Genomic DNA, 17556 nt, shown 5'->3' with positions numbered 1-17556 from the left:
TCCCCGGCTCAGCCACGCCCGCCACCGCCCGCGCGGGCCACCTCCCCGCAGGACTGCCGCCGCGTTCCCTCAGGGCCCCTCAGCGCCCCCTCAGGGGCCCCTCGGCGCTCCCCTCAGTGCGCCCGTCCGTCGTCCTCCAGGTGCTCTGCCAGTACCTCCGCGAGGTGCCTCCCCCGGGTCCCCGCCAGCTGCTCCAGCTGGGTGCGGCAGGAGAAGCCGTCCGCCAGGACCACCGCTCCCTCGGGGGCGTCCCGTACGGCCGGCAGCAGCTGCTCCTGCGCGCAGGCCGCCGACACCTCGAAGTGGCCCTTCTCGAAGCCGAAGTTGCCGGCGAGGCCGCAGCACCCGCCGCTCAGGTCGCCGGTGAGACCCGCGGCCTCGCGCAGCCGCCGCTCGGCCGCGTCGCCCAGGACCGCGTGCTGGTGGCAGTGGGTCTGGCCGACCGCCGGACGGTCCAGGCGGGGCGGGGTCCAGTCGGGCGCGTGCCGCTCCAGGGCCTCCGCGAAGGTGAGGACGCGGGCGGCGAGGCGGGCCGCGCGCGGGTCGTCGTGCAGCAGCTCGGGCAGGTCGGTGCGCAGGGCGGCCGCGCAGCTCGGCTCCAGGACGACGACCGGCGCGGCCGTCTCCAGCACCGGCTCCATCAGGTCGAGCGTGCGGCGCAGCACCACGCGCGCGTGGTCGAGCTGGCCGGTGGAGACGTACGTCAGCCCGCAGCAGACCCGGCCCCGGCGGGCGGTCAGCAGCGCGGCCGCGCTCCTCGACCGGCCGTCGCCCACCGGCCGGCCCCGCATCCGCAGGGTCGGCGGCAGCGCCACCCGCAGCCCCGCCGCCTCCAGGACCCGTACGGCGGCCCGGCCCACGGACGGCGAGAGGTGCTCGGTGAAGGTGTCGGGCCACAGGACGACCAGGTCACCGCCCTGCCCCTCCGCCGGGACGGGCTCCCTGCGCCGCCACCACCCGCTGAACGTCTCCCGTGCCAGCCGCGGGATGTCCCGCTCGGCCGCGATCCCGCCCAGCCGCTTGGCGACGCCCGCCAGCGGGCCGGCCGAGGCGAGCGCGTTGAGCGGGGCGGCCGCCCGCAGCCGGCTCGCCCACCGCAGCCACACGGGCAGCCGCCCCATGCTGTAGTGGGCGGCCGGACGCCGGCGACCCTCGTAGTGGTGATGCAGGAACTCCGCCTTGTAGGTGGCCATGTCGACCTCGACGGGGCAGTCGGAGCGGCAGCCCTTGCAGGACAGGCACAGGTCGAGCGCGTCGCGGACCTCCGTGGAGCGCCAGCCGTCGGTCACCAGCTCACCGGCCAGCATCTCGTGCAGCAGCCGGGCACGCCCGCGCGTGGAGTGCTCCTCCCGGCCCGTGGCCCGGAACGACGGGCACATCACCCCCGACCCCGCTCCCGCCCCGGGCGCGGCGGTCGTACGGCACTTCGCGACCCCGACGCACCGGCGCACCGCCGCCGAGAAGTCACCGCCGTCGGACGGGTAGCCGAAGGCCACGTCGACCGGCTCGCGCGGGAGCACGGCGAAGCGCAGGTTGCCGTCGAGGGGCGCGGGGCGCACCAGCATCCCCGGGTTGAGGAGGTCGTCCGGGTCCCAGACCGCCTTGGCCCGCTCGAACAGGGCGACCATGTCCTGCCCGTACATCTTCGGCAGCAGCTCGGCCCGGGCCTGTCCGTCACCGTGTTCGCCGGAGAGGGAGCCGCCGTGGGAGACGACCAGTTCGGCCAGTTCCTCGGAGAACCGGCGGAAGCGGGCGATCCCCGCCGCCGTCAGCAGGTCGAAGTCGATGCGGACGTGGATGCAGCCGTCCCCGAAGTGCCCGTACGGCGTGCCGCGCAGGCCGTGGTCGGTGAGCAGCACCCGGAAGTCCCTCAGGTACGCGCCGAGCCGGGCCGGCGGCACCGCGCAGTCCTCCCAGCCGGGCCAGGCCTCCGTGCCGTCCGGCATGCGGGTCGCCGTCCCGCTCGCGTCCTCGCGGATCCGCCACAGCGCCCGCTGCCCGGCGGGGTCCCGCACGATCCGCGCGTCCAGGACGTCCGCCGCGCGGACGACGGCCTCCGCACGCGCGCGTGCCTCGCCCTCCGACTCGCCGCCCGTCTCCACGAACAGCCAGGCCCCGCCCCGCGGCAGCCCGGCCGCCGCGTCCGGGGGCACCAGGTCGGCCGCCATCCCCTCCACCGTCAGCGGCCCGAACGGCAGCAGCCCGGCGGCGGCCTCGGCTGCGGCGCCCTCGTCGGCGTACCCGAGCACCGCGAGCACGCGCGCGCGTGGAGCCTCGACGAGCCGTACGACGGCCTCCGTGAGCACGCCCAGGGTGCCTTCGCTGCCGCAGAAGGAACGGGCGACGTCGGCGCCGTTCTCCGGCAGCAGCGCGTCCAGCGCGTACCCCGAGATACGGCGGGGCAGCTCGGGAAAGCCGGTCCGCAGCCGGGCGAGTTCCCCGTCCACCAGTGCGCGCAGGCCGTCCGGCGCCCCCGCCCACCCCTGCCCGAGCCGCAGCCGCCCCCCGCGCGCGGTGACGACCTCCAGCTCGCGCACACCGTCGGCCGTCGTCCCCCACGCCACCGAGTGGGAGCCGCACGAGTTGTTGCCGATCATCCCGCCGAGCGTGCAGCGGCTGTGGGTGGAGGGGTCGGGACCGAAGCGCAGCCCGTGCGGGGCGGCGGCCTCCTGGAGCCGGTCGAGAACCAGCCCCGGCTGCACGACGGCCGTCCGCGCCCCCGGGTCCAGGGCGACCAACCGGTTCATGTGGCGCGTGAAGTCCAGCACCACGCCGGTGCCGGTGGCCTGCCCCGCGATGGACGTACCTCCACCGCGCGCGACGACCGGCACCCCGGCCGCCCGGCACACCTCCAGTACGGCCGCCACGTCGTCGGCGTCCCGGGGCGCGACGACGCCCAGGGGAACGCGGCGGTAGTTCGACGCGTCCATGGTCACGAGCGCCCGGGAGGTGACATCGAAGCCGACGTCACCCCGGACGGCCTTGCGCAGTTCTGCCTCAAGATCCGTCATGACTTCAGCAAACCAGCACGCGTCCGCCCCCGGAGCCCGTCCGGCGATCGAGGACGAGGCCGTCCGGGCCGAGGGAGCCCGGGAGCACGGCCCCCGGCCCGGCGACCCGCAACCACGACCCGCACCGCGACACGCACCCGTCTCACCCGACGGACCAGGTTTCACCCAGGTTTCCCCCACCGGCTAACCTCGCTTCCGTGGCTGAGATCCAGATTCCTGCTGACATCAAGCCCGCCGACGGTCGATTCGGCGCGGGCCCCTCCAAGGTGCGGGTGGAGGCGCTGGACGCCCTGGCCGCCACCGGCACGTCCCTCCTCGGCACCTCCCACCGCCAGGCCCCGGTCAAGAACCTGGTCGGCCAGGTACGCGAGGGCATCTCCGCGCTGTTCTCCCTGCCCGAGGGCTACGAGGTCGTCCTCGGCAACGGCGGCTCCACCGCGTTCTGGGACATCGCGACCCACGGCCTGATCGGGAACAAGTCGCAGCACCTCACGTTCGGCGAGTTCTCGTCCAAGTTCGCGAAGGCCGCCAAGCTGGCCCCGTGGCTGGCCGAGCCGACCGTCGTCTCCGCCGACCCGGGCACGCACCCCGAGCCCGCGGCCGAGGCGGGTGTCGACGTCTACGCCTTCACCCACAACGAGACCTCCACCGGTGTCGCCGCCCCGATCAAGCGCGTAGCGGGCGCCGACGAGGGCTCCCTCGTCCTGGTGGACGCCACGTCCGGCGCCGGCGGCCTCCCGGTCGACATCGCCGAGACGGACGTCTACTACTTCGCCCCGCAGAAGTCCTTCGCCTCCGAAGGCGGCCTGTGGATCGGCGTGTTCTCCCCGGCCGCGATCGAGCGCGCCGAGCGGATCCACGCGTCCGGCCGGCACATCCCCGAGTTCTTCAGCCTGCCGACGGCGATCGACAACTCCCGCAAGAACCAGACGTACAACACCCCGGCCCTCTCCACCCTCTTCCTGCTGAACCAGCAGCTGGAGTGGATCAACGGCCAGGGCGGCCTGGACTGGTCGGTGCGCCGCACCGCCACCTCCGCGCGCACGCTGTACGGCTGGGCCGAGGACGTGAAGTACGCCAACCCGTTCGTCACCGACCCGGCCAAGCGCTCCCAGGTCATCGGCACGATCGACTTCTCCGACGACGTGGACGCGGCCGCCGTCGCCAAGGTGCTGCGCGCCAACGGCATCGTCGACACCGAGCCCTACCGCAAGCTCGGCCGCAACCAGCTGCGGGTCGCGATGTTCCCGGCGGTCGACCCGGCCGACGTCGAGGCGCTCACGAAGAGCATCGACTACGTGATCGAGAAGCTCTGACCGCTTCGGTACCGCATGAAGTACCCCTCAGGTATGAGGACGAAGGGCGCCCGGTGCACACCGGGCGCCCTTCGTCGCGTCTCACACCGCCGGGCAGCTCACGCCGCCGCGCGGCTCACGCCGCCGTGCAGCTCACGCTCGGCACACCCCCGCCCCCGGGCGTACCACCGAAGCCGAAGCTCGCCGAACCGCCCGCCGGGACCGCCCCGTTGTGCGAGGCGTTCACCGCGGTGACGCCGGCCCCGCTCTGGGTGTACGAGGCGTTCCACATGCTGGTGATCTGCTGCGCGCCGCTCCAGGTCCAGGTCACCTTCCAGGAACCGATCGCCGTGGTCCCGGTGTTGGTGACCTTCACCTCGGCGTTGAAGCCGCCGCCCCAGTCGCTGCTGACGGTGTAGGCGGCGGCGCAGGAGGCCGTACCGCCACCGCCGCCCCCTCCGCCGCCGCCACCGGTCCCCGGGAAGCCGGGCGCCTTGACGCTCGCCAGGTATCCGTCCTTCACGGTGTCGACGCTCTGCCAGTCGTCCTTGAGGATGCCGCCCGTGTCACCGGAGTTGGGGTTCCAGGACCAGAAGGTCCAGTGGAAGGAGTCGGCGCCGTACGTCGACGTCGGCCGGAGGTAACTCACCAGGGCCGCCAGCCACTTCTGGTCCACCGTCGACTGGAGGGTGGTGCCGAACTCGCCCACCCACACGGGCGCGATGTTCTGCTTGAAGATGTAGCCCCAGTACTTGTCCCAGATCCCCGGCATGTTCGCGGGGAACGTCGGGTCGCTGAACCAGCTCTGCTGGGCGACGCTCGTCGCGTAGTCGTGGGCCGAGTACACGACCCGGTTCGCCACGTCGAGCTGTACCGGGTACTGGCCGACGCCCATCAGGTTGCCGCCCCACCAACCGGAGACACCGTTGAAGGTCTGCACGCCCTCGACGAAGATCAGCAGGTTGGGGTTGACGGACAGGACGGCGTTGCCGGCCCGTTGCGCGGCCAGCCGCCAGTCGGTCGCGGTGTCCCCGCAGCCCCAGCAGGCGGGATCGTGGGGTTCGTTGTGCAGGTCGATGCCGACGACCGTGTCCTGGCCCTGGTAGCGGGCCGCGAGGGCCTTGAGGTTGGCGATCCACGTCGATTCGGGGACCGCGGCCGTGTACCAGAGCGCCGACTGCCCGCCCCCGTCCGGCCGGTGGCGGTCGAGGATGACCTTCAGACCGTCCTGACCGGCGTACGAGACGATCCTGTCCAGGATCTGGAGCGAGTTCAGGCCCTGGAGGTCGGCGTTCTTGCCGCTGCTGAAGTCGATGCTGTTGGGGACGGTCGTGCTCTTGAAGATGTCGTCGCTGTAGGGGATGCGGATCGTGTTGTAGCCCAGCGTCCTCATCTGGTCGATCATGCTCTTGTAGTCGCGGGACCAGAGTCCGTGGACGACGTAGTTGCCGGTCTCGAAGCCGAACCAGTTGATCCCGGCGACCCGGACCGGCTGTCCGGCGGCGTCCAGGATCTGCCGGCCGCTGGTGTGCCAGTAGCCGGCTCCGGCCTCGGCCGCGACGGTGGCGTCCGACGCGGCGGTGTCCGCCGCGTGGGCCGGCCGCGCTCCGGCTCCCAGCGGTATCAGAAGCGCGGCGGCCAGGCCGCACAGCACTCTTCGCAAGCTGCGGAACAATTCGCTGCTTCCTCTCGGGAGGCGCGGGCCCGAAACACATGGGAGCGCTCCCATACACCGCGCACCACCCAGGAAACTGACACACCATGACCACGTCAAGAAGCGCGGCAAGGGTGGCGTCGACCGCGGTGGCCGCGACGGCGCGGAAAGCGCTCAGTTGCGGCGCAGCAGCCGGCGGAGACCGAAGAAGGCGACACAGACCACGGCGACCGCCAGGGCGCCGAACTTCACGCTGCCGGTGGCCGAGGAGCCGTCACCTTCCCCCGAGGCACTCGAACTTCCGCTTCCGGAGGGCGACTTGGCACCGGAAGCGGCGCCCTCGGGCGCCTCCTCCGCCACCACGGAGCTCCCGGAACCCTCGCTCCCGTACATGAGCTCGGTGCCGTCGGCGGAGTAACTGACGGACTCTCCCTGACGCTGGAGCGGCACGTCGAGCCGCCCCTCGCGCTTGATCTTCCCGCCGTTCCAGGCGTAGGAGATGCCACCGAAGTAGCCGCGGACGGCGAGCTGGGTACCGTCCGGGGAGAAGGCGGCGTCGGTGGCCCACAGGTCGACGGCGGCGACGGGCTTGAAGATGTTCGCCCCGGAGGCGGAGAGGTTCGCCGGCCCCTCGTAGAGGTGCCCGCCGTCCTCCTTCTTGTCGATGATGTAGACGCGTCCGGTCTTGGGGTGCACGAGGAGCGACTCGGCGTCCCGGGCGCCGTCGGAGTACTTCACGACGTACTGCGTGGCCTTGACGGTCTGGTCGACGAGCTTCTTCGGCTCGGGCAGCCGGTAGATCCACACGTACTGCCAGGTGCCGCCGAGGTTGTCGCCGATGTCGCCGACCCAGATCTCGTTGCCCGGCCCGATGGAGATCGCCTCGACGTCACGGGGCGTGCCGACGCCGGTCAGGGTGAGCCGGGCGACGGTCTTCCCGGTCGCGCTGTCGACGGCGTAGAGGTAGGGGCCGTCGTCGCTGTCGTTGTGCGTCCAGTAGACGCCCGGGTGCCGGCGGGAGGCCGCGAGACCGCTGGACTCGGTGATGCGCGGATCCTCGATGGTGAATCCCTTGTCGCCGTCGGCCGCGTACGCGGCGGGCGCGGTGGACGCGGCGAGCACGGTGAAGGCGCCCGAGAGGAGGACTCCGGCGAGAAGGGCTCCGGCTCGGACGGCGAAAGATCGGCGCATGCCCACAAGCCTGCCATCCCGCCCACCCGTTCACGGATTCGTGGCCCGTCTCACACGCCCCCGGAGGCGGTGATCCTTTGCCGATCCCTCATCATGAGCGGATGCTCAGGTTCATGCCCGTAGGCGACTCGATGACGATCGGCAGCTCGGGCGAGCACACCTGGCGTTACCGCATGTGGCGGCACCTGTGCGCCACGTACGGCGGCCCGTTCACCCTGACCGGCCCCCGCGAGACGCTCTACGACAAGGCGACGGACTCCGCCGCCTCGTACGCCTACGCCGACCCCGACTTCCCGCGCGGTCACCTGGCCGGCTGGGGCGAGGGCTGGCTGCACATGGCCCCGCTGATCGGCGAGGCGGTTCGGGAGTCGCGGGCGGACATCCTGCTGGTCTCGCTCGGCCTGATCGACCTGGGCTTCTACACGAACGCCGAGCAGACCGCGCAGAACGCGTGCGCCTTCGCCGCCGAGGCCCGCGCGGCGAACCCGCGGATCGCCATGGTGTGGCTGCCGGTCATCCCCAACGTCCGCGCCGCGGACGACGCGCCCTTCGCCGCCCAGGTCGCCCGCTTCAACGAGCTCCTGGCGAAGACGGCCGCCGACCTGGACGAGCCGGGCTCCCCCATCCTGCTGGCCTCGGTCCCGCGGACCTGGGACATAGGCACCGACACCTACGACGGCACCCACCCGAACGCGAACGGCGAACACCGGCTGGCGTCGGCCTTCGCGGAGGCGATGCACCAGGGGTGGGGACTGGGCGGGGAGTACGCGGGCTGAGACCCGCGCCCCACCCGGTTCTGGCATATGCGCTCCGCGCCGTGACCTCGTCACCATGCGTATCGTTGTACTGCGCGGCGGCACTCACGCATGGGGGCAGATCGACATGGCCGACGAGAACACCGAGCGCCTGGACGGATGGTTCGAGGCACTTGAGCGACTGCCCGTCCCCGAGGGATACAAGGTCGAGATCGTCGGGGGCAACGTCCACATGACTCCGCAGCGGGACATCCACTGGGAAACCATTCGCGAACTGCTCTGGGCTCTTGAGGACCGCTTCGGGCGGCGGCACGCGCGGGTCTTCTCCGATGTCCGGGTCGACTTCCCCGGTCATCAGAACGGCTTCTGCCCCGATGTGGCCAAGTTCCGCGACGGCGCGACAAAGAACGAAGAAGGCCGCTGGCAATACGACGACATCGAGTTCATCGGAGAGGTCATCTCAAGGGGGACGGCTCCCAACGACTACGGCCCCAAGAAGACTGCCTACGCGGTCGCCGAGGTCCCCGTCTACCTCATTGCCGACCCCTACAAGGGCAGGTGCACCGTCTTCACCGAGCCCAAGGACGGCGACTACCGGTGTGAGCTGCGCGTCGACTACGGGACCGACGTCGACCTGACCACCACCCCCCTCGGCCTCACCCTCAAGACCGACGAGTTCCCCCGCGACTGACCCGTTCCCCGGCCGGCCCCCCCCCTTGCATGGAGCGCACTCCAAGTCGTTGGCTTGAGTCCCATGAAGTACACGCAGCTCGGACGTACCGGACTCAAGGTCAGCCGCCTCGTCCTCGGCACCATGAACTTCGGCCCGCAGACCGACGAGACCGACAGCCACGCGATCATGGACGCGGCGCTCAGTGCGGGCATCAACTTCTTCGACACGGCGAACGTGTACGGCTGGGGTGAGAACAAGGGCCGTACCGAGGAGATCATCGGCAGCTGGTTCGCCAAGGGCGGCGGGCGCCGTGACCAGGTCGTCCTCGCCACCAAGGTGTACGGCAACATGGCCGCCGACGGCGACGCCTGGCCCAACCACGACAAGCTGTCCGCGCTGAACATCCGGCGGGCCGTCGACGCCAGCCTGAAGCGGCTCGGCACCGACCACATCGACCTCTACCAGTTCCACCACGTCGACCGCAGCACTCCCTTCGAGGAGATCTGGCAGGCCATCGACGTACTGGTGCAGCAGGGCAAGATCCTCTACGCGGGGTCGTCCAACTTCCCCGGCTACAAGATCGCCCAGGCCAACGAGATCGCCGCCCGGCGCGGCGGCACCATCGGGCTCGTCAGCGAGCAGTGCCTGTACAACCTGGCCGAGCGGCGCGCCGAGATGGAGGTCATCCCGGCCGCGCAGGAGTACGGCCTCGGGGTCATCCCCTGGTCGCCGCTGCACGGCGGTCTGCTCGGCGGGGTCATCAAGAAGCAGGCGGAGGGCGGGCGCCGCGCCTCCGGACGGGCCGCCGACACCCTCGCCGACCCCACCGCCCGCGCGCAGATCCAGGCCTACGAGGACCTGCTGGACAAGCACGGCGTGGAGCCCGGGGAGGCCGGCCTGGCCTGGCTGCTCACCCGGCCCGGCGTGACCGGCCCGATCGTCGGTCCGCGCACCGCCGAGCAGCTCGACTCCGCCCTGCGCGCGGTCGAGCTGGAGCTGAGCGAGGAGCTGCTGTCCGGCCTGGACGAGGTCTTCCCCGGGCCGGGGCCTTCCCCGGAGGCCTTCGCCTGGTGACGGGGTGCGCCTCGGCGGCCCCGCTCGGCCTATCTACCGAGCGCGGCCGCCAGGGCCACCACGACGAACAACAACACGAGCGCACCGGCCATGATCCGGTTCCGGGTCTTCGGGTCCACGGGTGGAGCCTAACCGGCCCCGCCGAGCGCCCAGCGCCCGACCGGCTCGTAACGGGGCTGCTCCCCGGGAACACCGGACCTCGGCAGGCTGCTGCGGACCAGCACCAGCTCCTGCACCGTCCAGGTGCGGCCCTCGAAGGCGTCCAGCGCCTCGACGTACGCCTGCACGTCCACCGCCTCGCGGCTGCGGGCCAGCGTGAGGTGCGCCTTGTAGCGGCGGTGCTCCCCCATCTCCACGCCCGCCTTGCGGGCCGCCGCCTCCGCCCGGTCGGCCAGCAGGCGCAGCGCCGGTACGTCCCCGGCGGCCCCGGCCCACAGCGCCCGCCCGTGTCCGAACTGTCCCCCGCCCCGCACGGCCAGCGCGAAGGGCGTGCCGCGGTGCGCGGCCCGCCCCAGCCGTGCCGACAGCTCCGGTACGAGGCCGTCGTCGACCTCGCCGTAGAAGGCGAGGGTGAAGTGCCAGCCGGGGCGGCCCGTCCAGCGCAGCCCGTCCGCACCGGGCAGTGTGCGCAACCGGGCTGCCTCGGCGGCGAGTTCGTCGGCGATGTCGTCCGGGGGCAGCACGGCGGCGAAGAGTCTCATGCCCTCGATTTTCCCGGTCGGCGGGGCCGTCCGCCCGGCATGATGGGCGTCATGCGGATCACCATCAGAGAAGGCGGACCCGACGACGTCCCCGTGATGCTCGGCATGCTCGACAGCAGCGTGGAGTGGCTGGTCGCGCAGGGGCGCCCCGGCCAGTGGGGGACGAATCCCCTGTCCCGGAGCCCGAAGACGGTGGAGTCGGTCGCCCGCTACATCGACGAGGGCTGGGCGTTCATCGCCGAGGCGGACGGCGTACCGGCCGCCACCCTCACCCTCACCGACTCGCCCGGCGCGTATCTGGCCCATCTCCCGCCGCCCGGGGAGCCCGAGCGGTACATCCACTGGCTCGCCTCCGACCGCCGCTTCAAGGGCCACGGGGTGGGCAGCGCCCTGCTCGCGCACGCCGCCGAGGAGACCCGGCGGGCGGGTGTCGGCCTGCTGCGGGTGGACTGTTACGCGGGCGACGACCGCAAGCTCGTCGCGTACTACGAGGCCAACGGCTTCACCTCGACCGAGGCCTACACCGTCGGCGAACACGCGTGGCCGGGCCAGGTGCTGGCCCGGAGGGTGCGGCCCCCCGCCGCATCCTCCGGGTGACGTCGTACGACGTCAGGCCACGGCGGCGAGTTCCCGGGTCTCCCGGGGCACGAACCGCACGCTCGGGTGGCCGTGGTGCCAGCCCACCGCCAGGCGCAGGTTGCCCATCCGGGCCAGGACCAGGCCGATGGTGACGGCCGCGGCGGCCGAGACGGCGCCGCCCGCCGCCAGGCCCGCCCGGACGCCGTACGCGTCGGTGATCCAGCCGGCGATCGGCGCGCCGATCGGGGCGCCGCCCATGAACACCATCATGTAGAGGGCCATCACCCGGCCGCGCATGGCCGGGTCGGTGCTCATCTGGACGCTGCTGTTGGCGGTGACGTTGACCGTCATGCCGAACATGCCGATCGGGGCCATGAGCAGGGCGAACAGCCACAGGGAGGGGGCCAGGGAGGCCACGATCTCCATCGCGCCGAAGGCCACCGCCCCGGCGACCAGCACCCGCATCCGGGCGGTGCCGCGCCGGGCCGCGAGCAGGGCGCCCGCCAGGGAGCCCACCGCCATCAGCGTGTTGAAGAGGCTGTAGGAGCCCGCGCCCGCGTGGAAGACGTCGTCGGCGAAGGCCGACAGGTAGACGGGGAAGTTGAAGCCGAAGGTGCTGACGAACCCGACGAGGACGATCGTCCAGATCAGGTCGGGGCGCCCGGCGACGTAGTGGAGCCCCTCGCGCAGCTGGCCCTTGCCGCGCGGGGCACGCGAGACGGCGTGCAGGTCGCGCGAGCGCATCAGCAGCAGGCCGGCGAGGGGGGCGACGAAGGACAGTCCGTTGAAGAGGAACGCCCAGCCGGTCCCGACGCCGGTGATCATCACGCCTGCCACGGCGGGGCCGACCAGCCGCGCGGACTGGAAGTTCGCGGAGTTGAGACTGACCGCGTTCTGGAGCTGGTCGGGGCCGACCATCTCGGAGACGAAGGTCTGGCGGGCGGGGTTGTCCAGGACCGTCGCGAGGCCCACGGCGAAGGCGGCGACGTAGACGTGCCAGACCTGGACGTGGCCGGAGAGCGTGAGGACGGCGAGCGCGATGCCGGTGAGGGCCATCGCGGACTGGGTGAACAGCAGCGTCCGACGCTTGGGCAGCCGGTCGACGAGCACGCCGCCGTAGAGGCCGAAGAGCAGCATGGGCAGGAACTGGAGGGCCGTCGTGACGCCGACGGCGGTCGCGGAGCCGGTGAGGCTGAGGACCAGCCAGTCCTGGGCGATGCGCTGCATCCAGGTGCCGATGTTGGACACGACCTGGCCCATGAAGAACAGGCGGTAGTTCCTGACCTTCAAAGAGCTGAACATCGATGACTTGCGGGCGCCCGTGGCGGGATGCTCGGCAAGGGTCTCGTGGGTGGTCGGTGCGGGGGCGGAGTCTGCTCCGGATCCCGAACTCAAAAGGGTCGCCTCCTCATGGTCTGACGGCTGTCTACAGGTGTGCGAGTTTCTCCAGCACGGGGGCGGCGGCGCGCAGTTTCGCCCACTCGTCCTCGTCGAGGCCGTCGACCAGGGTGGCCAGGAAGGCGTTCCGCTTGGCGCGGCTCTCCGCGAGCATGGCCTCGGCCTGCTCGGTCTTGGTGACGACCTTCTGGCGCCGGTCCTCGGGGTGCGGCTCCAGCCGGACCAGACCCTTGGCCTCCAACAGCGCCACGATGCGGGTCATCGAGGGCGGCTGCACATGCTCCTTGCGGGCGAGCTCGCCCGGGGTGGCACTGCCGCAGAGGGAGAGGGTGCCGAGCACCGACATCTCGGTGGGGCTCAGCGACTCGTCGACCCGCTGGTGCTTGAGCCGACGGGACAGCCGCATCACGGCTGAACGCAGGGAGTTCACGGCGGCAGCGTTGTCGCCATGGGTGAGGTCAGGCATCTCTTTAGGGTAACTCATTACTCTGGCTAAACAAGCTGGGGGGTACCGGGATTCCCGTGACCCCGGCCACGGAAACCTCGCCATCACTCGAACGAGTGAGTACGCAGCGGAAAGAGACCGGACTGCGGTACGTGCCCGCGACCCTCGTCTCATGGGGACCAGTGTGCTCAGCCTGCGGATAGACGAGGAGCTGCTCGAACGGCTCCGGCAGCATGCCGCGAAAAGGGGAATGAGCGTCCAGGACTATGTCGTCCAGACGCTCATTCGCGATGACTTCGACGAGCGGTTCCAGACCGCCGTCGAGGAGACGGAGAAGTTCTACGGGCTCACCTGAGCCACCGCCGCGGGCGGGGATCAGGTGAGCCCGAGGGCCGGCATCAGGTGAGCCCGAGGGCCGGCATCAGGTGAGGCCGAGGGCCGGCATCAGGTAGTAGAAGGCGAAGACGGCGGAGACCACGTACATCGGCACCGGGACCTCCCGGCCACGCCCGGCCGCCAGGCGCAGCAGCACGAAGGTGATGAAGCCCATGCCGATGCCGTTGGTGATCGAGTAGGTGAACGGCATCATCACCATGGTGATGAAGGCCGGGATGGCGATGGTGAGGTCGGCCCAGTCGATCTCCTTGACCGAACCGGCCAGGATCAGGAAGCCCACCGCGAGCAGCGCCGGGGTGGCGGCCTGGGACGGGACCATCGTGGCGACCGGCGTGAGGAACAGCGCGACGGTGAAGAGGCCGCCGGTGACGATGTTCGCGAGGCCGGTGCGGGCGCCCTCGCCGACGCCGGCCGTGGACTCCACGAAGGCGGTGGTGGCGGAGGAGGAGCTGGCGCCGCCCGCGGCGACCGCCAGGCCGTCGACGAAGAGAACCTTGTTGATGCCGGGCATCTCGCCCTTGGCGTTGGTCAGCTTGGCCTCGTCGCTGACGCCCATGATCGTGCCCATCGCGTCGAAGAAGCACGACAGCAGGACCGTGAAGACGAAGAGGATGCCGGTCAGGACACCGACCTTGCCGAAGCCGCCGAACAGGCTGAACTCGCCGATGAGCCCGAAGTCGGGGGTGGCGACGGGGTTGCCGGGCCACTCGGGGGTGGTGAGACCCCAGGACGGGATCGTCGCGACCGCGTTGATGATCAGCGCGAGGACGGTCATCGCGACGATCGAGATGAGGATCGCGCCGGGCACCTTGCGGGTGATCAGGGCCAGCGTGAGCAGGGCGCCCAGGATGAAGACGAGGACCGGCCAGCCGTTCAGGTGACCGTCGGCGCCGAGCTGGAGCGGGACGGTGGTGTGGGCGGCGTCCGGGATGCGGCTGACGAAGCCGGAGTCGACGAGCCCGATCAGCATGATGAACAGGCCGATACCGATGCTGATCGCCTTGCGCAGGCCGAAGGGCACCGCGTTCATGACGCGCTCACGCAGACCGGTGGCGACCAGGAGCATGACCACGAAGCCCGCGAGCACGACCATGCCCATCGCGTCCGCCCAGGACATCCGGGGGGCGAGCTGGAGGGCGACCACGGAGTTCACGCCGAGGCCGGCGGCCAGGGCGATGGGCACGTTGCCGATGACGCCCATGAGGAGCGTGGTGAAGGCGGCCGTGACACAGGTGGCGGTGACGAGCTGACCGTTGTCGAGCTGGTGCCCGTACATGTCCTTCGCGCTGCCGAGGATGATCGGGTTGAGCACGATGATGTACGCCATCGCGAAGAAGGTGGCGAAACCACCCCGGATCTCACGGGGCAGGGTGCTGCCCCGTTCGGTGATCCTGAAGTAACGGTCGAGGGCGCCGAAGAGAGGCGTGGCTCCCGGCTGTTCAGGGGCGGGGACCTTGGCGGGGGCCGACGTGGGCATCTTTTGGCGTTTCCTACGAAGAGAAGTGGTCAGTACCAAACCGTTTCAGTATGAACATATAACGTTCGGATCGGCCATCTCCGCGCGTAGACCCGACCGCCTCGTAAGCTGAGCACCATGAAGAAGTGGATCCCTGAACACGAGGCGCCGGAGCCCCTGGAGGGCCCCGTGGTCGCCACCGTCACCGGCGGCACGATCCTCTGGTTCGTCCTCTTCCTCGTCCAGCTCCCCTTCTACGGCTGGTACGACGACCACGGCCACCTGTGGTGGATCTGGACGTGCCTCGCGGGCGCCGGACTCGGCCTCATCGGCATCTGGTACGTCCGCAAACGGGACGCGGCGATCAAGCGGGACGCGGCGAGCGGGCCGGCCGGGCCCGCGAGCCCGGTCACCGACTAGGGGCTGTCCCCCAGGCCGGTCCCGGGGCGCTACTACCGAGGTACTGGACGCCACCGCGCCCGTCCTCCCGAAGTCGGATCTTCGGCGTCCTCAGGGGGTGAACCCCCAGATCCGCACGTACCGTCGATCCCATGGCCCACACCGACGCCCCCGCCTCCGTGCCCACGGCGACCGGCCTCACCGCCGCCGAGGTCGCGGAGCGCGTCGCGCGCGGTCAGGTGAACGACGTACCCGTCCGCAGCAGCCGCTCCGTCGGCGAGATCGTCCGGGCGAACGTCTTCACCCGGTTCAACGCGATCATCGGCGTCCTCTGGGTGGTCATGCTGTTCGTCGCCCCCATCCAGGACGGCCTGTTCGGCTTCGTGATCCTCGCCAACACCGGCATCGGCATCATCCAGGAGTGGCGGGCGAAGCAGACCCTGGACTCCCTCGCGGTCGTCGGCGAGGCCCGGCCCACCGTCCGCCGCGACGGCACGGCCGTCGAGGTCGCCACCTCCGGACTCGTCCTGGACGACCTCATCGAGATCGGCCCCGGGGACAAGGTCGCCGTGGACGGGGTGTGCGTCGAGGCGGACGGGCTGGAGATCGACGAGTCACTGCTCACCGGCGAGGCCGACCCCGTCGTCAAGCGGCCGGGCGACCAGGTCATGTCGGGCAGCTTCGTGGTGGCCGGCGGCGGCGCCTTCCAGGCCACGAAGGTCGGCCGGGAGGCCTACGCCGCCCAGCTCGCCGAGGAGGCCTCCCGCTTCACGCTCGTCCACTCCGAGCTGCGCTCCGGCATCTCCACGATCCTCAAGTACGTGACCTGGATGATGGTCCCGGCCGCGATCGGCCTGGTCGTCACGCAGCTCTTCGTCAAGAACAACGACCTCAAGGAGTCCATCGCCCGCACCGTCGGAGGCATCGTCCCGATGGTCCCCGAGGGGCTCGTCCTGCTCACCTCGGTCGCCTTCGCGATCGGTGTCATCCGACTCGGCCGAAAACAGTGCCTGGTGCAGGAGCTGCCGGCCATCGAGGGTCTCGCCCGCGTCGACACCGTCTGCCTGGACAAGACCGGCACGCTCACCGAGGGCGGCATGGATGTCACCGGGCTCAGCATGCTCGACGGCTACGACGAGTCGTACGTCCGCCGGGTGCTCGGGGCCCTCGGCGAGTCCGACCCGAGGCCCAACGCCTCCCTGCAGGCGATCATCGACGCCTACCCGGACGCCGAGGACTGGCGCTGCACCGAGTCCCTGCCCTTCTCCTCCGCCCGCAAGTACAGCGGCGCCAGTCTCAGCGAGGGCAACGGGGAGAACGGCACCTGGCTGCTGGGGGCGCCGGACGTGCTGCTGGCCGACGACGATCCCGCCCTCGCCGAGACCGAGCGGCTCAACGAGCAGGGCCTGCGGGTGCTGCTGCTGGCCCGCGCCGCCCGCGACCTCGACGACCCCGAACCCGCACGCGGCGCCAGGCCCGCCGCACTCGTCGTACTCGAACAGCGGCTGCGGCCGGACGCCGCCGACACTCTGCGCTACTTCGCCGAGCAGGACGTCCGCGCCAAGGTCATCTCCGGTGACAACGCGGTGTCGGTGGGGGCGGTGGCCGCGAAGCTCGGGCTGGACGGCCGTACGGTCGACGCGCGCCGGCTGCCCGCCGAGCAGGAGGGCATGGGCCGGGCGCTGGACGAGGGCACGGTGTTCGGCCGGGTCACCCCGCAGCAGAAGCGGGACATGGTCGGCGCGCTCCAGTCGCGCGGGCACACGGTCGCGATGACCGGGGACGGCGTCAACGACGTCCTCGCGCTGAAGGACGCCGACATCGGCGTCGCGATGGGCTCGGGATCCGAGGCCACCCGGGCGGTCGCGCAGATCGTGCTGCTGAACAACAGCTTCGCGACCCTGCCGTCGGTGGTGGCGGAGGGCCGGCGGGTCATCGGCAACATCACCCGCGTGGCGACCCTGTTCCTGGTGAAGACGGTCTACTCGGTCCTGCTGGCCCTGCTGGTGGTCTGCTGGCAGGTCGAATACCCCTTCCTGCCCCGGCACCTGACGCTGCTGTCCACCCTCACCATCGGCATCCCGGCCTTCTTCCTCGCCCTCGCCCCCAACACGGAGCGGGCCCGGCCGCACTTCGTACGACGGGTGATGCGGTACTCGATCCCGGGCGGGGTGGTGGCCGGGGTCGCGACCTTCGTCACCTATCTGATCGCCCGTCACCACTACACCGGCGCGGGCTCGTTGGAGGCCGAGACCAGCGCCGCGACCCTCACGCTGTTCCTGATCTCGATGTGGGTGCTGGCGATCATCGCCCGGCCCTACACCTGGTGGCGGGTGCTGCTGGTGGCCTCGATGGGCGCGGCGTTCGTGCTGGTGCTGGTGGTCCCGTGGCTTCAGGACTTCTTCGCGCTGAAGCTGATCGGGATGACCATGCCGTGGATCGCGGTGGGGGTCGCGGCGGTGGCGGCGGTCGCCCTGGAGTTCTCCTGGAAGTGGGTCGACCGCCGTTTCCCGGCCTAGGTGGCTGCGT

15 protein-coding genes are annotated in these 17556 nt (G+C 71.2%); 8 read left to right on the top strand and 7 right to left on the bottom strand.

Going from position 1 to position 17556, the window contains the following annotated elements:
• Window positions 1–113: 113 nt before the first annotated feature.
• Entirely contained in the window at window positions 114–3011 is a 2898-nt protein-coding gene (locus OG933_RS24490) for an FAD-binding and (Fe-S)-binding domain-containing protein (RefSeq protein ID WP_405628915.1), read from the bottom strand.
• Window positions 3012–3208: 197 nt separating this feature from the next.
• Here OG933_RS24490 and serC point away from each other — a divergent pair, with 197 nt between their 5' ends.
• Entirely contained in the window at window positions 3209–4327 is a 1119-nt protein-coding gene (gene serC / locus OG933_RS24485) for a phosphoserine transaminase (protein ID WP_405628914.1), read from the top strand.
• Between the two features lie 115 nt (window positions 4328–4442).
• Here the strand turns inward: serC and OG933_RS24480 are convergent, their stop codons facing one another.
• Together OG933_RS24480 and OG933_RS24475 are read right to left on the bottom strand one after the other, a co-directional pair.
• Complete coding sequence (locus OG933_RS24480) at window positions 4443–5981, bottom strand: cellulase family glycosylhydrolase (RefSeq protein WP_405628912.1); 1539 nt, start codon at window positions 5979–5981, stop codon at window positions 4443–4445.
• A gap of 153 nt (window positions 5982–6134) precedes the next feature.
• A complete protein-coding gene (locus OG933_RS24475) occupies window positions 6135–7151 on the bottom strand; it encodes a WD40 repeat domain-containing protein (protein ID WP_405628910.1) in 1017 nt (338 codons plus the stop codon).
• A gap of 101 nt (window positions 7152–7252) precedes the next feature.
• Here OG933_RS24475 and OG933_RS24470 point away from each other — a divergent pair, with 101 nt between their 5' ends.
• The 3 genes from OG933_RS24470 to OG933_RS24460 all read left to right on the top strand — a co-directional run bounded on the left by OG933_RS24470 (window position 7253) and on the right by OG933_RS24460 (window position 9653).
• Window positions 7253–7927: a GDSL-type esterase/lipase family protein gene (locus tag OG933_RS24470; protein ID WP_405628908.1), complete on the top strand. Its 675-nt coding sequence runs from the start codon at window positions 7253–7255 to the stop codon at window positions 7925–7927.
• 55 nt (window positions 7928–7982) lie between these two features.
• Window positions 7983–8597 carry a Uma2 family endonuclease gene (locus tag OG933_RS24465; RefSeq protein ID WP_405628906.1) on the top strand — a complete coding sequence of 205 codons (615 nt, stop codon included), beginning with the start codon at window positions 7983–7985 and terminating at the stop codon, window positions 8595–8597.
• Window positions 8598–8660: 63 nt separating this feature from the next.
• A complete protein-coding gene (locus OG933_RS24460; protein WP_405628905.1) occupies window positions 8661–9653 on the top strand; it encodes an aldo/keto reductase in 993 nt (330 codons plus the stop codon).
• A 128-nt stretch (window positions 9654–9781) separates the two neighbouring features.
• On the opposite strand, the gene thpR is transcribed toward OG933_RS24460, so the two are convergent.
• Window positions 9782–10354 (bottom strand): RNA 2',3'-cyclic phosphodiesterase, encoded by a 573-nt coding sequence (gene thpR, locus OG933_RS24455; RefSeq protein ID WP_362522809.1) that lies wholly within the window; start codon window positions 10352–10354, stop codon window positions 9782–9784.
• Window positions 10355–10405: 51 nt separating this feature from the next.
• On the opposite strand from thpR, the gene OG933_RS24450 reads away from it, so the two are divergent.
• On the top strand, window positions 10406–10951 hold the full coding sequence (locus OG933_RS24450; protein WP_362265798.1) for a GNAT family N-acetyltransferase: 546 nt from the start codon (window positions 10406–10408) through the stop codon (window positions 10949–10951).
• 12 nt (window positions 10952–10963) lie between these two features.
• Here the strand turns inward: OG933_RS24450 and OG933_RS24445 are convergent, their stop codons facing one another.
• Window positions 10964–12328: an MFS transporter gene (locus tag OG933_RS24445; protein WP_362522810.1), complete on the bottom strand. Its 1365-nt coding sequence runs from the start codon at window positions 12326–12328 to the stop codon at window positions 10964–10966.
• 31 nt (window positions 12329–12359) lie between these two features.
• Window positions 12360–12797 (bottom strand): MarR family winged helix-turn-helix transcriptional regulator, encoded by a 438-nt coding sequence (locus tag OG933_RS24440; protein WP_020130246.1) that lies wholly within the window; start codon window positions 12795–12797, stop codon window positions 12360–12362.
• A gap of 151 nt (window positions 12798–12948) precedes the next feature.
• Between OG933_RS24440 and OG933_RS24435 the strand changes: the two genes are divergently transcribed.
• Window positions 12949–13131 (top strand): CopG family antitoxin, encoded by a 183-nt coding sequence (locus OG933_RS24435; RefSeq protein ID WP_020130247.1) that lies wholly within the window; start codon window positions 12949–12951, stop codon window positions 13129–13131.
• A gap of 66 nt (window positions 13132–13197) precedes the next feature.
• Here the strand turns inward: OG933_RS24435 and OG933_RS24430 are convergent, their stop codons facing one another.
• Window positions 13198–14649 carry an NCS2 family permease gene (locus OG933_RS24430; protein ID WP_362522811.1) on the bottom strand — a complete coding sequence of 484 codons (1452 nt, stop codon included), beginning with the start codon at window positions 14647–14649 and terminating at the stop codon, window positions 13198–13200.
• A gap of 117 nt (window positions 14650–14766) precedes the next feature.
• Between OG933_RS24430 and OG933_RS24425 the strand changes: the two genes are divergently transcribed.
• Both OG933_RS24425 and OG933_RS24420 read left to right on the top strand, forming a co-directional pair.
• Entirely contained in the window at window positions 14767–15048 is a 282-nt protein-coding gene (locus tag OG933_RS24425) for a DUF2530 domain-containing protein (RefSeq protein WP_020130249.1), read from the top strand.
• A gap of 131 nt (window positions 15049–15179) precedes the next feature.
• Window positions 15180–17546, top strand: coding sequence for an HAD-IC family P-type ATPase (locus OG933_RS24420; RefSeq protein WP_362522812.1), 2367 nt, complete (start codon window positions 15180–15182; stop codon window positions 17544–17546).
• Window positions 17547–17556: the final 10 nt, after the last annotated feature.

The organism is Streptomyces sp. NBC_00016 (genome assembly GCF_045040885.1).
Lineage (GTDB): Bacteria > Actinomycetota > Actinomycetes > Streptomycetales > Streptomycetaceae > Streptomyces > Streptomyces coriariae.
The sequence above is the reverse complement of the archived record's forward strand: the minus strand, read 5'-3'. Positions and strand labels throughout refer to the sequence as shown.

Excerpts from the sequence above, each read along its gene's own strand:
- OG933_RS24470 (WP_405628908.1), top strand. The coding sequence starts at position 7,253 with ATGCTCAGGTTCATGCCCGTAGGCGACTCGATGACGATCGGCAGCTCG.
- OG933_RS24420 (WP_362522812.1), top strand. The coding sequence starts at position 15,180 with ATGGCCCACACCGACGCCCCCGCCTCCGTGCCCACGGCGACCGGCCTC.
- OG933_RS24435 (WP_020130247.1), top strand. The coding sequence starts at position 12,949 with ATGGGGACCAGTGTGCTCAGCCTGCGGATAGACGAGGAGCTGCTCGAA.
- OG933_RS24490 (WP_405628915.1), bottom strand. The coding sequence starts at position 3,011 with ATGACGGATCTTGAGGCAGAACTGCGCAAGGCCGTCCGGGGTGACGTC.
- OG933_RS24430 (WP_362522811.1), bottom strand. The coding sequence starts at position 14,649 with ATGCCCACGTCGGCCCCCGCCAAGGTCCCCGCCCCTGAACAGCCGGGA.
- OG933_RS24450 (WP_362265798.1), top strand. The coding sequence starts at position 10,406 with ATGCGGATCACCATCAGAGAAGGCGGACCCGACGACGTCCCCGTGATG.
- OG933_RS24425 (WP_020130249.1), top strand. The coding sequence starts at position 14,767 with ATGAAGAAGTGGATCCCTGAACACGAGGCGCCGGAGCCCCTGGAGGGC.
- OG933_RS24440 (WP_020130246.1), bottom strand. The coding sequence starts at position 12,797 with ATGCCTGACCTCACCCATGGCGACAACGCTGCCGCCGTGAACTCCCTG.
- OG933_RS24460 (WP_405628905.1), top strand. The coding sequence starts at position 8,661 with ATGAAGTACACGCAGCTCGGACGTACCGGACTCAAGGTCAGCCGCCTC.
- OG933_RS24475 (WP_405628910.1), bottom strand. The coding sequence starts at position 7,151 with ATGCGCCGATCTTTCGCCGTCCGAGCCGGAGCCCTTCTCGCCGGAGTC.
- OG933_RS24465 (WP_405628906.1), top strand. The coding sequence starts at position 7,983 with ATGCGTATCGTTGTACTGCGCGGCGGCACTCACGCATGGGGGCAGATC.
- thpR (WP_362522809.1), bottom strand. The coding sequence starts at position 10,354 with ATGAGACTCTTCGCCGCCGTGCTGCCCCCGGACGACATCGCCGACGAA.